Annotated in this window: 9 protein-coding genes and 1 tRNA gene; 6 read left to right on the forward strand and 4 right to left on the reverse strand. The window is 66.4% G+C overall.

All coding sequences use genetic code 11. From position 1 onward, the window contains the following. Positions 1–35: 35 nt before the first annotated feature. The 3 genes from LGR64_RS13685 to LGR64_RS13695 all read right to left on the reverse strand — a co-directional run bounded on the left by LGR64_RS13685 (position 36) and on the right by LGR64_RS13695 (position 4176). The gene (locus tag LGR64_RS13685) at positions 36–2531 is read right to left on the reverse strand and encodes a TonB-dependent siderophore receptor (RefSeq protein ID WP_230355752.1); all 2496 of its coding nucleotides are present in this window, start codon (positions 2529–2531) and stop codon (positions 36–38) included. A gap of 95 nt (positions 2532–2626) precedes the next feature. Then, positions 2627–3637 carry a FecR domain-containing protein gene (locus LGR64_RS13690; RefSeq protein WP_230355754.1) on the reverse strand — a complete coding sequence of 337 codons (1011 nt, stop codon included), beginning with the start codon at positions 3635–3637 and terminating at the stop codon, positions 2627–2629. Continuing rightward, positions 3634–4176, reverse strand: a complete 543-nt coding sequence (locus LGR64_RS13695; protein WP_230355756.1) for a sigma-70 family RNA polymerase sigma factor — start codon at positions 4174–4176, stop codon at positions 3634–3636. Before LGR64_RS13695 ends, LGR64_RS13690 begins: the two co-directional genes overlap by 4 nt. Positions 4177–4404: 228 nt before the next feature. On the opposite strand from LGR64_RS13695, the gene LGR64_RS13700 reads away from it, so the two are divergent. From LGR64_RS13700 to LGR64_RS13725, 6 genes are all read left to right on the forward strand, one after another. After that, on the forward strand, positions 4405–7005 hold the full coding sequence (locus LGR64_RS13700; RefSeq protein ID WP_230355759.1) for a sensor domain-containing protein: 2601 nt from the start codon (positions 4405–4407) through the stop codon (positions 7003–7005). A gap of 243 nt (positions 7006–7248) precedes the next feature. Continuing rightward, positions 7249–9099 (forward strand): methyl-accepting chemotaxis protein, encoded by a 1851-nt coding sequence (locus tag LGR64_RS13705; RefSeq protein ID WP_230355761.1) that lies wholly within the window; start codon positions 7249–7251, stop codon positions 9097–9099. 315 nt (positions 9100–9414) lie between these two features. Continuing rightward, positions 9415–10519 (forward strand): peptide chain release factor 2 gene (prfB, locus tag LGR64_RS13710; RefSeq protein ID WP_013802816.1). Its coding sequence is split into 2 segments (ribosomal slippage): positions 9415–9495 and positions 9497–10519, totalling 1104 coding nucleotides; the frame shifts between segments, so codons are not numbered across the junction. A gap of 77 nt (positions 10520–10596) precedes the next feature. Beyond that, the gene (gene pepN, locus LGR64_RS13715; RefSeq protein ID WP_230355764.1) at positions 10597–13323 is read left to right on the forward strand and encodes an aminopeptidase N; all 2727 of its coding nucleotides are present in this window, start codon (positions 10597–10599) and stop codon (positions 13321–13323) included. Positions 13324–13521: 198 nt separating this feature from the next. Then, on the forward strand, positions 13522–14529 hold the full coding sequence (locus LGR64_RS13720) for a class 1 fructose-bisphosphatase (RefSeq protein WP_183019219.1): 1008 nt from the start codon (positions 13522–13524) through the stop codon (positions 14527–14529). Positions 14530–14555: 26 nt separating this feature from the next. Continuing rightward, a tRNA-Thr gene (locus tag LGR64_RS13725) sits at positions 14556–14631 on the forward strand. A 104-nt stretch (positions 14632–14735) separates the two neighbouring features. Here the strand turns inward: LGR64_RS13725 and LGR64_RS13730 are convergent. Continuing rightward, complete coding sequence (locus LGR64_RS13730) at positions 14736–15239, reverse strand: hypothetical protein (protein WP_230355766.1); 504 nt, start codon at positions 15237–15239, stop codon at positions 14736–14738. Between the last annotated feature and the right edge of the window lie 315 nt (positions 15240–15554).

Below are 15554 nucleotides of genomic sequence, written 5' to 3' on the forward strand. Positions count from 1 at the left end.
CGAGGGCGCTTTCGACCGGCCTGATGGCGCAAGGCCTACCAGATGTACCCGAACCGAAACACCATGTTGCGCGCTTCGCCGTAGTTGCAGGCATTGGCGGAAAAGCACGACGCCGTGTGGTACTTGTCGAACAGGTTCTTCACCGTCAGGCTCACGCTGGCCCCGCGCCAGTCACTGCGCATCTTTCCCAGGTCATAGCGCAGCGAGGCATCCACCAGGGTGAACGACGGTACGCGGAAGCTGTTGTCCGCATCGCCCCAGCTCCAGCCGATGTAGCGCGCCCCCACGCCCGCCCCCAGCCCCAGCAGGTCGCCCCCAAAGGCATAGTCCACCCAGGCCGACGCCATCTTGCGGGGCACTTCGTAAGGCGACTTGCCCTGCACGTTGCCGCCCCACTGGTCTGGCTGGGCCCGGGTCACCTTGACGGGGTTGTAGGTCAGCGCCGCCAGGAGCTTGAGCCCGCGCGTGGGCTGGACTGCCGCCTCGAACTCGATGCCGCGAGAACGCACTTCGCCTTGCTGTATGGAATAGCGGACGTTATCGGGGTCGGTGGTGAGCACGTTCTGCCGGCGCAGCTCGAAGGCGGCCAACGTGAAGCTGCTGCGCTCGTCGGGCGAGTACTTGACGCCGACCTCGACCTGTTTGCCGGTTTCCGGATCAAAGGGCCGGTCGTTGCGGTCAGCGCCCATCAAAGGGACAAACGACTCGCTGTAGCTGACATAGGGCGCCACGCCGTTGTCTGCAAGATAGGTCAGGCCCACGCGGCCCGTGAAGGATTTGGGCTTGCGCACGGTGGTGGACACGGGGTCGGCCAGGCGGCTGGACTGCTCCAGGCGGCTCCAGTCGTGGCGTCCGCCCAGGGCCAGCACCCAGCGGTCCTTGCGGATGCGGTCCTGCACGTAGAGGCCTACCTGCTGGGCGCGCTCATCGCGCAGCGCATCGGGCTGCAGCAGCGAGGTGTCGATGAAGCTGCCATAGACGGGACGGTAGATGTCCAGCTGCGGCCCGTCGGCAATATAGGAGTCGAAACTGGAGCGGCTGCGGTTGTAGTCCAGCCCCACGATGAATTCATGCTGCAGGCCGGCCGCCGCGAATTGGCCCGACAGGCTGGTGTCCACGGTGTAGACGCCGCCCTTGCCATCGCGCGAATCGATCTCCCGGTTGGTGATGGAGCCGTCGATCAGCGGCCCGTAGCGGAACATGTACTGCTCGTGGTTGCGTGCGTGCAGGTAGCGGAAGTTCTGCCGCAGCGTCCAGCCGCTGTCGAATTGATGGCGTGCGTCGTAGCCCAGCGATGCGACCTCGGTCTCTTCGCGGTCGAAGCCCGGTTCTCCCAGGAAGCGGTTCAGGGGCAGCCGGCCATTGGGGTTGCGCCCGTTGAGCGCATCCCACTGCACGTTGGTGGACATCATGGCGTGGTTCTTCTGGTAGAAGCCGCGCAGCGTGACGCTGGTGCGAGCGTCCGGCGCCCAGGTCAGGCTGGGCGCCAGGTAGACGCGGTCATCACGCATGAAGTCGATCTGCTGGTCGGCCGCCCTGGCCAGCCCCACCAGGCGGTAGCTCACCGTGCCATCGTCACCCACCGGGCCTCCGAGGTCGAAGGCCGCCTGCCGGCGAGCATGGCTGCCTACGGACAACTCCATGCCGCGCACCACATCGGCCGAAGGCCGTTTGGACACGAAGTTCACGATGCCGCCCGGCGAGTTCTGCCCATACAGCACCGAGGCCGGCCCCTTGAGGACCTCCATGCGCTCGGCCCCGTAAGGCTCCATGCCGAAAAAGCCCAGCGTGCCCAGCGGCATGAGGCGCAGCCCGTCCAGGTAGAAATTGCCCGAAAACTGGCTGAAGCCGCGCACCGACAGACTGTCGTCCGCAGGATTTGCCCCACCCGTGTTGGTGCGCACGCCGGCCGTGTACTGCACGGCGTCGTTGAGCGTGCGCACGCCCTGGTCGTCCATGCGGTCGCGCGTGATGACGGACACCGATTGCGCCACCTCCAGAATCGACGCATCGGTCTTGGTGGCCGTGCTGGCCCGGCGCGCCACATACCCGCTGGTACTGCCCCAGGGGCTTTCTGCCGGGGCCGCGGCGGTCACCCTGACCTCACCCAGCACGGTCGATGCCTGGGTGGCCTCGGGCACCGCACGCAGCACAAAACCGCCCTCCCCCGCCGCCTGCGCCTGCAGGTCGGTGCCGGCCAGCAGCCGGTCCAGCGCCTCGCGCACCGTGAGGCGGCCCTGCACGCCCTGGGTTCGCCGGCCCTGCACCAGGGCGGGCGGCGCGCTGATGCTCACGCCTGCGTCAGCGGCAAACGCCGTGAGCGCGGCGGCCAGCGGGCCTGCCGGCACCTGGAACGGACGCTGCACCGCGCTGGCAGCCGCCGCACCGGCCTGGGCCAGCGCAGCGCGCGGCAAGGCGGCGCCTGCCGCCAGGCCCGCTGCCATGAGCACGGCAAGGCCTGTCTGGGACAGCGGAAAGAGCAAGGGGGAGGGAGTGCGCGCCACGCTGCGCATGCCGGGCCGGAGAGCCATGGTCTGTTTTTCCTTCGGAAGTCGTTCGATGAAATCGGTTGCCATCGAACAGGACACGGCCTGCCGCAGAAAGGGGCCAGATTCCGGAAGAAATTTCAAGCCGGTGGTGTACCGCGCGCCGCCACCGTCACCCAGTAGCGTGTGCGGTAGTGGATCTGCACGGGCAGCAGGTGCACGAGGTTGGCGAGCACGGCGTCCGTGCCGGTATCGGCATCGCCCAGCTGAAAGGCGCCGGTGACGCGCAAATCCGCCACAGACGGATCGCAGTGCAGCCAGCCGGGGCGGTAGCGCGACAGCTCGGCCACAAAATCGGCCAACCGCATGTTGTCTGCGGCCAGCAGGCCGCGCGCCCATTGGGCGGCGCCGGCGTCCGCAGGCTCGGCACGGCCTATGCCCATGGCGTCAAACCACAGTTGCTGGCCTGCCTGCAGCTGCTGCGCGGCGCCGCCACGGGTGGTGACCTGCACGGCGCCCTGCAGCACGGCCACCTCGCTGCGCTCCCCTGCACTGCGCACCACGAAGCGCGTACCCAGGGCGCGCACCCTGCCCTGCCCGGTGGTGACCACAAAGGGCCGATGCCGGGACTGCGGGTCGGGCGCGGTCTCTATGAAGACGGCGCCCTCACTCAGGTGGACACGGCGCAGCGCCTCGTCAAACAACACATCGACGGCACTGCCCGTATCGAGCACGATGCGGCTGCCATCGGCCAGCGTCCATTCGCGGCGCTCGCCCGTGGCCGTCGCATGGGTGGAGGTCCACTGCATCCAGGGCGTGGCGCGCCAGGCCAGCCAGCCTACGGGGGCGGCCGTGATCAGCAGGGCCAGCGCGCGCACGGTGTCGCGGCGGCCCATGGCACCCAGGCGGCGCTGCTTGCGGCCCAGAGCCGGCGCGCCCAGTGCGGGCGGCAGGCTGCCCGCACGCTGGCTCACGGCCAGGGCGCGCAGCCAGGCCTGTTCGTGGACATCGGCACGGGTGCGCCAGGCCTCGAAGGCGCGGTGGTCGGCCTCGCTGGCCTCGCCCGAGTGCAGCAGCACAAACCATTCGGCGGCCTGCAAGGCGATTTCGCGCGACAGCGGCGCTGCGGCCTGGGAGTCCACGGCGTTCATGCCGACAGCAGGATGCACTCGGCCATGGCCTGGGCCATGTAGCGCTTGACCGAACGCAGGCCCATGCCCAGTTGCTCGGCAATGGCCGCATAGGTCAGCCCCTCGACCTGGGACAGGATGAAGACCGCGCGCACCTTGGGCGGCAGGCCGTCGAGCATGGCATCGACCTCCTGCAGCGCCTGCAGGATGAGCAATTGCTGCTCGGGCGACGGCGCCTGCGGCGCTGGCAGCGCGGCCAGGGCCAGCAGCCAGGCCTGCTCCAGCGACTGGCGGCGCAGGTGGTTGATCAGCAGGCGCCGCGCCACCGTGGCCAGGTAGGCGCGTGGCTCGCGCAGGGCGGGCAAGTCGCCCGCAGGCGCGGTGAGCAGGCGGATGAAGGTGTCCTGCGCCAGGTCGGCCGCGTCGCAGGCATTGCCAAGTCGGCGGCGCAGCCAGCCCTGCAGCCAGCCATGGTGGCCGGCATAGAGGGCGGAGATTTCGCGGTGCAAGGGGCTGGAGACCGCGTTGGAGGTGGCGCTGGAGACTGGGGCGGATGGCATGGTAGGACCCGATGGTTTGAAGGCGGGATGCACCATCAAACAAGAATCATTCTCAAATCATTGTAACCAGCGGCAGCACTTGCCTAAGAGTGTCATCAGGCGGACCATCCAAGGGCGAACAGTGGAAGCAAGTGCGATCAGGTGTGGCTGACATCCAGCTGCTGCGCCGGATCGGTATCATTTAGAAACAATCAATCATCAGCTCAGCATCCATCAGGAGAGCGAACCATGTTCGAAACGCGGGTAGCAGGCACGGCAGGGCAGCAGGCGCTGTGGAGCACGCTGGACAAGGCCATGGCGCTGGCGGAGTTCACGCCCGAAGGCCGGCTGATGCGCGCCAACGCCAATTACGAAGCCATTCTTGGCTACTCCACCTCGGGCGCCGAGGGCCTGCTGCACAGTGACCTGTGCACCCAGGCACATGCCGATCCCGACGCCTACGGCCGGTGGCGCCAGCGCTGGGGCGGGGGCGAGACGATTTCGCGCGTGGGCGAACACCGGCGCCGCGACGGCAGCACCTGCTGGCTGGAGGCCACCTATGCCCCCGTGCTGGATACCCAGGGCGCGCTCAGCCATGTGCTGTGCATTGCCACCGACATCACGGCCCGGGTGCAGGCCGACCGCAGCCGGCAGGAGCACTTGCGGCGCCTGTCCCTGGTGGCCGATGCCACCGACGCGGCCGTGGTGATCGCCGATGGCAACTGGACCATCTCCTATGTCAACGCAGGCTTCACCCGCATGTTCGGCTGGAGCAGCGAAGAGGTCGTGGGCCGTGCGCCCATCGCCCTGCTGGTGCCGCATGCCTCGCCCGAATTCACGGCCGCCTACCGCGCCGAACTGGACGCAGGCAAGCCGGTGTACCGCGAGGAGATCCTCGTCGGCAAGGACGGCGAGCGGTATTGGGTCAGCGCCCAGGCCAATCCCGTCATGGGCCCCGATGGCCGCCTCCACACCACGGTGACCGTGATCACCGACATCACCGAGGCCAAGATGCACGAGGTGCTGCAGCGGCGCGCCCTGGAGGCCATGGCGCGCGACCAGCCGCTGACCGAAGTGCTGGACCTGGTGTGCCGCGAGGTCGAGCGCATTGCGCCCGACATTGCGGTCTCGGTGCTGGAAGTCGATGACCAGAACCGCCTGCGCCCGCTGGCCGCGCCCAGCCTGCCGGCCTCCTATTCAGCGGCGCTGGACGGCGTGCCCATCGGCCCCAATATCGGCTCCTGCGGCACGGCCGCATTCCACAACCGGCCCGTGCTGGTGCGTGACATCGCCACCGACCCGCTGTGGGCTGAATTCAAGCAGCTCATCCTGCCGCTGGGGTATACAGCCTGCTGGTCCACGCCCATCTGCGGGCTGCAGGGCGGCGTGGCCGGCACCTTTGCCTTCTACTACCGCCATTTCGACCGGCCCGGCCCCGATCCCTTCCACCAGCGGCTGGTGGAGGCCTGCACCGACCTGTGCGCGCTGGCGCTGGAGCGCGAGCAGGCGCGCCGCCGCATCCGGCAGCTGGCCTTCTACGACGGGCTGACCACCCTGCCCAACCGCAGCCTGCTGCTGGCCCAGGCCGAGCAGGCGCTGTCCGTGGCTTCGCACGAGGGCCATGAGCTGGCCGTGGTCTTCATCGACCTGGACCGCTTCAAGCAGGTCAACGACTCGCTGGGCCACCCGGCCGGCGACAGGCTGCTGTGCAGCGTGGCCCAGCGCATCCAGGCGGAGCTGCGCACGGGCGACATTGCCGGGCGCCTGTCGGGCGATGAATTCGTCATCGTGCTGCCACACTGCGGCGGTGCGCAGGCGGCCGAGGTGATCGAGCGGCTGCAGTCGGCACTTGGCGAGCCCTGCATGATCGACGACGTGTCCCTGGCCAGCACGGCCAGTTGCGGCATTGCCGTGTTTCCCGCCGACGGGCGCGACATGGAGACCCTGCTGCACCGCGCCGACATGGCCATGTACCAGGCCAAATCGGGCGGGCGCGGGCTCTACAGCTTCTTCAGCCCCGAGATGAACCGCCTGGCGCAGGAGCGGCTGGTGCTGGAGACGGCGCTGCGCGACGCACTGCGCAGCGGCGGCCTGCGACTGCACTACCAGCCCCAGCTCGACCTGAAGGACGGGCGCCTCTACGGCGTGGAGGCCCTGGCGCGCTGGAGCCATGCGGAATTCGGCGAGATCTCGCCCGCACGCTTCATTCCGCTGGCCGAGGAATGCGGCCTGATCGGCGAGCTGGGCACCTGGGCACTGCGCGAGGCCTGCCGCCAGCTGGGCGAGTGGCGCAGCCGGGGCATTGACGTGCCGGCCATGTCGGTCAACCTCTCGCCCACCAGCTTTCACAACCTGGACCTGCCGCGCATGATTGCCGACACGCTGGAGCACAACGCGCTCAAGCCGCAGGACCTCACGCTGGAGATCACCGAAAGCCTGCTGCTGGACACCAACCCGGGCACCATGCGCACGCTGCAGGCCGTGCATTCCCAGGGCGTGCGCCTGTCCATGGACGACTTCGGCACGGGCTACTCCAGCCTCAGCTACCTGCGCCGCCTGCCCGTCAGCGAGCTCAAGCTGGACCGCAGCTTCGTGGCCGACCTGGAAAACGACGAAGCCGCCCAGGCCCTGAGCAACGCCATCCTGGGCATAGGCCGCAGCCTGCACCTGACCGTGGTGGCCGAGGGAGTGGAGACGGCGGCGCAGAACACCATCCTGCGCGAACAGGGCTATCCGGTCGCGCAGGGCTATCTGTTCTCGCGCCCGCTGCCGGCAGCGGATCTGGAGCGGTGGCTGCAGGCATCGAGCCTGCAAGCCGGGCTGGCGACGGACGTGGGATCGGACGTGTGAACGGCATGTGAGCGGGCCAGGCCATGTGCGCGGAGACCTTGGCCGGAAAAAGTAACAATCCGCAATAAATATTCGGACTGGACCTATTTTTCCCTAAGCCTCGCCGGCAAGTGACCGATAACTGCGGCATGGCGGGGCCGAGTGTCGGTCCCGCTGATCGCCCCCGATCGCCACCGCATCCCCTCGATTCGCAGCCACCGCCGCTCACCCGCTTTCGCTTCTCGCCGTACGGCACTCCCCACCATGATGTTTTTCCGCAATCTGAAGCTGGCCCACAAGCTGCTGGCCTCTTTCATCGCCCTGCTGCTGCTGACCGCCGGCCTGGGCCTGTTCTCCGTGGTCCAGCTGGACCGTGTCAACCGCACGGCCACCGATCTGGCGCACCACTGGATGCCCGCCGAGCGCGTGATCATGGAGATGCGCTACCAGCTGCAGCGCTACCGCTCGCAGACCATGCAGCATGTGCTGGCCATCTCGATGGATGAAATGGCCATCTACGACAAGAGCATGCCGACGCTGTGGTCCGAGCTGCTCAAGAACCAGCAGGCCTTCGAGCGCTATGCCAACACCGCGCGTGAGCGCGAGCTGATGGCCGGCATCAAGGACGACCTGGGCCAGTACGCGCAGCACACGGCAAAGATCGTGGACCTGTCCCACGCCCTGCGCACCGACGAGGCGTCCGAGGTGCTGCGCGGCGATTCGGTCAAGACCAGCCGTGCCATCAACGCCAAGCTGGACGAACTGCTCAAGATCAACGCCCAGGGCATCGAGGATGCCAACCAGGCAGGCGACGACATCTTCACCGCCGCGCGCTGGTGGGTGATCGCACTGCTGGCGGGGGCCGTCCTCTTCGGCCTGGGCATGGCGCTGCTGATCGCCCGCAGCGTGGCACGCCCCCTGCAGCAGGCCGTGAGCCTGGCACAGGCCGTGGCTGCCGGCGACCTGGGCAGCCGCATCGAGGTGCATGGCAAGGACGAGACCGGCCAGCTGCTGCAGGCCCTGCAGCACATGAACGAGAGCCTGCAGCGCATCGTCGGCCAGGTGCGCCAGGGCACGGACTCCATCGCCACGGCCAGCGGCCAGATCGCCTCGGGCAACCAGGACCTGTCGGCCCGCACCGAGGAACAGGCCAGCTCGCTGGAGCAGACCGCCGCCTCCATGGAGGAGCTGACCTCCACCGTCAAGCAAAACGGTGCCAACGCCCAGCAGGCCAACCAGCTGGCCGCCGCCGCCTCCCAGGTCGCCGTGCGCGGCGGCTCGGCCGTGGCTCAGGTGGTGCAGACCATGTCTGCCATCAACGATGCCTCGCGCAAGATCGTGGACATCATCGGCGTCATCGACTCCATCGCCTTCCAGACCAATATCCTGGCGCTGAATGCGGCCGTGGAAGCGGCCCGCGCCGGCGACCAGGGACGCGGCTTTGCCGTCGTCGCCTCGGAAGTGCGCACCCTGGCCCAGCGCTCGGCCGCCGCCGCCAAGGAGATCAAGCAGCTCATCGACGACTCGGTGGGCAAGGTCGAGGAAGGCAGCGCCCAGGTCGACTCGGCCGGCAAGACCATGGAAGAGATCGTGGCCAGCGTGCGCCGCGTGACCGACATCATGGGCGAGATCTCGGCCGCCAGCCATGAGCAGACGGCCGGTATCGAGCAGGTCAACCAGGCCGTCACGCAGATGGACCAGATGACCCAGCAGAACGCCGCACTGGTGGAGGAATCGGCGGCGGCCACCGGCGCGCTGCAGGCCCAGGCCAAGGCGCTGGCTGAAGTGGTCAGCGTGTTCAAGCTCTCGCCGTCCACCGGCATGCTGGGCAACAGCCGTGGCGTCAACCACGCCGCTGCCGTGGCAGCGCCCCGCCACGCGCCGACGGCGCCCCGTCCGCATCTGGCGCCTTCCGCTCCCAAACGCGCGGTGCCCGCACGTGCTTCGGCCGCCCTGCCTTCTGCGGCCGGTGCGACCGGTGCACCCCCTGCCCCGGCAGGCGCCGCGCGCCCGGCCCAGCCATCACAGCCGGCCCGGCCCGCCGTGACGGCATCGGCCAAAGCCAAGGCCAAGGCGGCCAGCACGGCTTCCGACGACGATTGGGAAACCTTCTGAACCAGGTTTTCGCCCGCCCCGCCGGGGGCGGACATGCCTGCCAAGGCCCGACCAGTTCCAGCTGGCCGGGCCTTTTTTCCGGGAGGTCTGCAGCCAGATCACGCCAAGGTCCACGCTGCAACCTGCGCATTGCCATGGCCAAGCCCTTCAAATCTGCCATGATCGGCCGCTGCAAGCCCTTGTTTTGAAAGCCATCGTCACACGGCAGCGCGCCTCCAGGCCCGCGCGGCGGGCGCTTGCCCCGGCACGATGCCCCAGCATGAGAAAATCGGCGATTCGGCCAAGAACACATTCATCAGAAGAACGGAACACATCATGGAAGCAGAACGCATCAACCTCATCGGCAATACCCTCGAAGATCTGTCGCAGCGTGCGGCAGATCTACGGAGGTATCTTTGACTACGATGCAAAGTACGAACGACTGCGCACGGTAAATGCCTCGCTGGAAGATCCCAGCGTCTGGAACGACCCCAAGAAGGCCCAGGAACTGGGCAAGGAAAAGAAGCTGCTCGACGGCGTCGTGCTGACGCTGCAAAAGCTGACCACCGAGCTGGCCGACAACGCCGAGCTGTTCGAGATGAGCAAGGAAGAAGGCGATGAGACCGGCCTGCTCACCATCGAGGGCGAGACCGCCAAGCTGCAGCCGTTGATCGAGGAGCTGGAGTTCCGCCGCATGTTCGGCAAGGAAGCCGATCCGCTGAACTGCTTCGTGGACATCCAGGCCGGCGCCGGTGGCACCGAAGCCTGCGACTGGGCCGGCATGCTGCTGCGCCAGTACCTGAAGTATGCCGAGCGCAAGGGCTTCAAGGCCACGGTCGAGGAAGAGACGCCGGGCGACATCGCCGGCATCAAGAGCGCGACCATCCACATCGAAGGCGAGTACGCCTACGGCCTGCTGCGCACCGAAACCGGCGTGCACCGCCTGGTGCGCAAGTCGCCCTTCGACAGTTCGGGCGGCCGCCACACCAGCTTTGCCTCGCTGTTCGTCTACCCCGAGATCGACGACTCGATCCAGATCGAGATCAACCCCTCGGACGTGCGCACCGACACCTACCGCGCATCGGGCGCGGGCGGCCAGCACATCAACAAGACCGACTCGGCCGTGCGCCTGACGCACATGCCCACCGGCATCGTCGTGCAATGCCAGGACGGCCGCAGCCAGCACAGCAACCGCGACGTGGCCTGGCAGCGCCTGCGCTCCAAGCTCTATGAGCACGAGATGCAAAAGCGCATGGTGGAGCAGCAAAAGCTGGAGGACACCAAGACCGATGTGGGCTGGGGCCACCAGATCCGCTCGTACGTGCTGGACAACAGCCGCATCAAGGATTTGCGCACCAACGTCGAAATCTCGGCCACCCAGAAGGTGCTGGACGGCGACCTCGACGCTTTCATCGAAGCCTCGCTCAAGCAAGGCCTCTGATTTCAAGCCCCTGGGCGGCACCGGCCGCACAGGGGCTTGAACTCTGTCCCCTGATATTGGCATAGGAAGGAATCTGTATGCTGCAACTGCGTGACGGGCAGGCCCCTGCCACCGCCATCCACCGCGCCGACTACCAGGCTCCTGCCTGGTGGATCGACACCGTGGACCTGACCTTCGATCTCGATCCGGCCAAGACCCGCGTGCTCAACAAGATGCGCGTGCGCCGCAACACCGAGGTGCCGGCGCAGCCGCTGCGCCTGGACGGCGATGAACTGAACCTTGCGCGCGTGCTGGTCAACGGCGGCGGCACCTCGTTCAAGATGGACGGCGACCAGCTCGTGCTGGAGAACCTGCCCGAGGGCGGCGACCCCGTCAATCTGGAAATCTTCACCACCTGCGCGCCCGCCAAGAACACCAAGCTCATGGGCCTGTATGTGAGCCAGGGCACGTTCTTCACCCAGTGCGAGGCCGAGGGTTTCCGCCGCATCACCTATTTCCTGGACCGTCCCGATGTGATGGCCATGTATACCGTGACGCTGCGCGCCGACAAGACCGCGTACCCGGTGCTGCTGTCCAACGGCAACCTGGTCGAGCAAGGCGCGCTGGAAGACGGCCGCCACTTCGCCAAGTGGGCCGATCCGCACAGAAAGCCCAGCTACCTGTTCGCCTTGGTGGCCGGCAATCTGGTTGCGCGCGAGCAAAAGATCAAGAGCCGCGCAGGCCGCGACCACCTGCTGCAGGTCTTCGTGCGCCCCGGCGACCTGGAGAAGACCGAGCACGCCATGAACTCCCTCATGGCCAGCGTGGCCTGGGACGAGGCCCGCTTCGGCCTGTCGCTGGACCTGGACCGCTTCATGATCGTCGCCACCAGCGACTTCAACATGGGCGCCATGGAGAACAAGGGCCTGAACGTCTTCAATACCAAGTACGTTCTGGCCAGCCAGTCCACGGCCACCGACACCGACTACGCCAACATCGAGTCCGTCGTCGGCCACGAGTACTTCCACAACTGGACCGGCAACCGCGTCACCTGCCGCGACTGGTTCCAGCTGTCGCTCAAGGAAGGCCTGACCGTCTTCCGCGACCAGGAATTCAGCATGGACATGGCGGGCAGCCCCTCGGCGCGCGCCGTCAAGCGCATCGAGGACGTGCGCGTGCTGCGCACCGCCCAGTTCCCCGAAGATGCGGGCCCCATGGCCCACCCGGTGCGGCCCGACAGCTACATCGAGATCAACAACTTCTACACCGTCACCATCTACGAAAAGGGTGCCGAGGTCGTGCGCATGCAGCACAACCTGGTGGGCCGCGAAGGCTTTGCCAAGGGCATGAAGCTGTACTTCGAGCGCCATGACGGCCACGCCGTCACCTGCGACGACTTCGCCCAGGCCATGGCCGACGCCAACCCTGGCAGCGAGCTGGCCCAGCGTCTGGACCAGTTCAAGCGCTGGTACAGCCAGGCGGGCACGCCCCAGCTGCACGCCGAAGGCAGCTACGACGCCGCCGCACGCACCTACACGCTGACGCTGAGCCAAAGCTGCGCGCCCACGCCGGGCCAGGCCGAGAAGCTGCCCTTCGTCATCCCCGTGCAGATGGGCCTGCTGGGCCAGGACGGCCGCGCGCTGACCCTGCGCCTGCAGGGCGAGGATCAGGCGGCAGCGGGCGACAGCCGCCTGCTGGTGCTGTCCGAGCCCAGCCACAGCTTCGTCTTCACCGACGTGGACCAGGAGCCCGTGCCCTCGCTGCTGCGCGGCTTCAGCGCCCCCGTGGTGCTGCAGCACAGCGACAGCGATGCCGCCTTGCTGACCCTGCTGGCCCATGACAGCGACGCCTTCAACCGCTGGGAAGCTGGCCAGCGCCTGGGCCTGCGCATCGCGCTGCAGGCCATTGGCGACACCTCCATCACGGCAGACGCCAGCGGCCAGATCACGGCCGCCCTGCTGCCGGCCTCTTTCGTCGAGGCCATGCGCGGCGTGCTGCGCCATCCGCAGCTGGATGCGGCCTTCAAGGAGCTGATGCTGACCCTGCCCGGCGAAAGCTACATCGCCGAGCAACTGGCCGTGGTCGATCCGCAGCGCGTGCACGCCGTGCGTGAAGCCATGCGCCAGCAACTGGCGACCGAGCTGCAGGCCGACTGGCAGCAAGCCTGGCAAGAGCACAGCGACACCGGCGCCTACCGCCCCGACCCCGTCAGCTCCGGCCGCCGTGCGCTGGCAGGCCTGGCCCTGTCCATGCTGTGCCTGGCCGCACGCGCCTCGGGCGACAGCGTCTGGCCCGGCAAGGCGCTGCAGCGCTTCAAGGACGCCGGCAACATGACCGACCGCATGAGCGCCCTGACGGCACTGGTGCAAAGCGGCCACCCGCTGGCCGCCCAGGCCCTGGCGCGCTTCCACAAGCTGTTCCAGCACGATGCATTGGTGCTGGACAAGTGGTTCGCGCTGCAGGGCGGCGCCTGCGACCGTGGCGGCAACGTGCTGCCGGCCGTCAAGCAGCTGATGAAGCACCCAGACTTCCAGATCAAGAACCCCAACCGCGCGCGCAGCCTGATCTTCAGCTACTGCAGCGCCAACCCAGGCGCCTTCCACCGCGCCGACGCGGCGGGCTATGTGTTCTGGAGCGAGCGCGTCATCGAGCTGGACGCCATCAACCCCCAGGTCGCCGCCCGCCTGGCGCGCGCCCTGGACCGCTGGAGCAAGCTGGCCGAGCCCTACCGCACGGCCGCACGCGAGGCTGTCGCCCGCGTGGCGGCCCGCGCTGAACTCAGCAACGACGTGCGTGAGGTAGTCACCCGCGCCCTGGCGGATTGACGAGCCACCCCCTGAGTCGCTTCGCGCCTTCCCCCTTACAGGGGGACGACACCCTCGGTGCGAGGCGGCTCTTCCTCGGTGTCCCTGGCCTGAGCAACGCCGGTTTCATGCTGCGAGCCAGGAATCACTGAAATGCTGTTCATCAGCAGATGCATACTCCACACCGCATCTGCTCCCGGATTTTTAGGAGTTGAACCCATGAAGAAAAACGTCAGCCTGACCCGCTACCTGGTCGAGCAGCAACGCGTGGACGGCCTCATCCCCGGCCAGCTGCGCCTGCTGCTGGAAGTCGTGGCCCGTGCCTGCAAGCGCATCAGCCAATCCGTCAACAAGGGTGCCATCGGCGACGTGCTGGGCACGGCCGGCAGCGAAAACGTGCAGGGCGAAGTCCAGAAGAAGCTGGACATCATCGCCAACGAGGTGCTGATCGAGGCCAACGAATGGGGCGGCCACCTGGCAGCCATGGCCTCCGAGGAAATGGAAGGCATCTACCTGGTGCCCAACCGCTACCCGCACGGCGAATACCTGCTGATGTTCGATCCGCTGGACGGCTCGTCCAACATCGACGTCAACGTCTCCATCGGCACCATCTTCAGCGTGCTCAAGAAGCCCGAAGGCCACCCCGGCGTGACCGAGCAGGACTTCATGCAGCCCGGCACCCAGCAGGTCGCGGCCGGCTACTGCATCTACGGCCCGCAGACCACCCTCGTGCTGACCGTGGGCGACGGCGTATCCATGTTCACGCTGGACCGCGAGCAAGGCTCTTTCGTGCTGGTGCAGGAAAACATCCGCATCCCCGAAGACACCAAGGAATTCGCCATCAACATGTCCAACATGCGCCACTGGGACACCCCCGTCAAGCGCTACGTGGACGAATGCCTGGCCGGCGTGGAAGGCCCGCGCGGCAAGGACTTCAACATGCGCTGGATCGCCTCCATGGTGGCCGACGTGCACCGCATCATGACCCGCGGCGGCATCTTCATGTACCCCTGGGACCGCCGCGAGCCCAACAAGCCCGGCAAGCTGCGCCTGATGTACGAAGCCAACCCCATGTCCTGGCTTGTAGAGCAGGCCGGCGGCGCCGCCACCAACGGCAAGCAGCGCATCCTCGACATCCAGCCCACGCAGCTGCACGAACGTGTGAGCGTCATCCTCGGCTCGAAGAACGAAGTCGAAAAAGTGACGCAGTACCATTCCGAGGCATGAATTTGCCGTTATAATTTTTGTCTGTCGCCGGTGTAGCTCAGTTGGTAGAGCAGCTCATTCGTAATGAGAAGGTCGAGGGTTCGATTCCTTTCTCCGGCACCAAATTCTCGAACAAAAACAACGCCCTAGCCTTTGCAGACTAGGGCGTTGTTTTGCATTTGGATGCAGTGTTTGCCACACTGAATGTGGCAAATTTGTGGCACACGCTATCCCTTGCTTCTCGCCCCTGACGAGTCACTGTGGCTTCTCTGGAGGAGCTCTTCCTCAGGAAGAGCCTCCATGTTCCAGCAGGCCATGAGCTGATCAACAGTTTTTTTCCAAGTCTCAATTGAATGCTGGTCGCTCGGATCGACTTGCCTTTCATTGGCGTGAACCTGCCCTGTGATGATCCACTCGGTAAAGTGACGTCGCTCCTTGCAGACCAGCTCGAGCATCTCAGCGGTTGGGGGAGTCTTGCCAAGGACCACGCTAGCCCAGTCTTCAGCACTGACTTGCCCGTGATAGCGCGTCTCAAGGTACTGAAAAAGTGACGCGCCTCTTGGTGACGTCCACTCCTTGACCACCCAGTTGAATCGGCCCGCCAACGTAGCTTTTTCTTCGTTGCTCGGCGGCTCGGCCAGAAATGGATAGCCTTCATCCCGCGGAGGCTGAATCCCTGTGTTCACCCACATCGCATCTTGCGTGCTAACCGTTTGCACAAACGCAAGCATGTCAGCGGCTGCGTACTGCCGACCCGAACAAAGATCCCTCCACCTCTGGGCTCTTATCTGGCTGTCCTGCTCTAGGCGCGTGAAGCGCCCCCAGCCGTCGTAGTTCTCATCGACCCACGTCCGCAAACGTTCTGTTACAGCGTTGTCTCTGACAGTTTTCGTCATAGGGGTTGCCTTGGGTTAGATTTATGGATAAAGTTTCCACAAATTATGTTTTTTCATCCCTAATTTCAACATAGATCGGGCTTAGTGGCTATGGAACGCCTACTTTCCGTTGAACAACTCGCCGTCGTTCTTCACAAGTCGCCGTCGAGC

This window comes from Delftia sp. Lp-1 (assembly GCF_020523835.1).
Taxonomy (GTDB): Bacteria; Pseudomonadota; Gammaproteobacteria; order Burkholderiales; family Burkholderiaceae_C; genus Comamonas; species Comamonas acidovorans.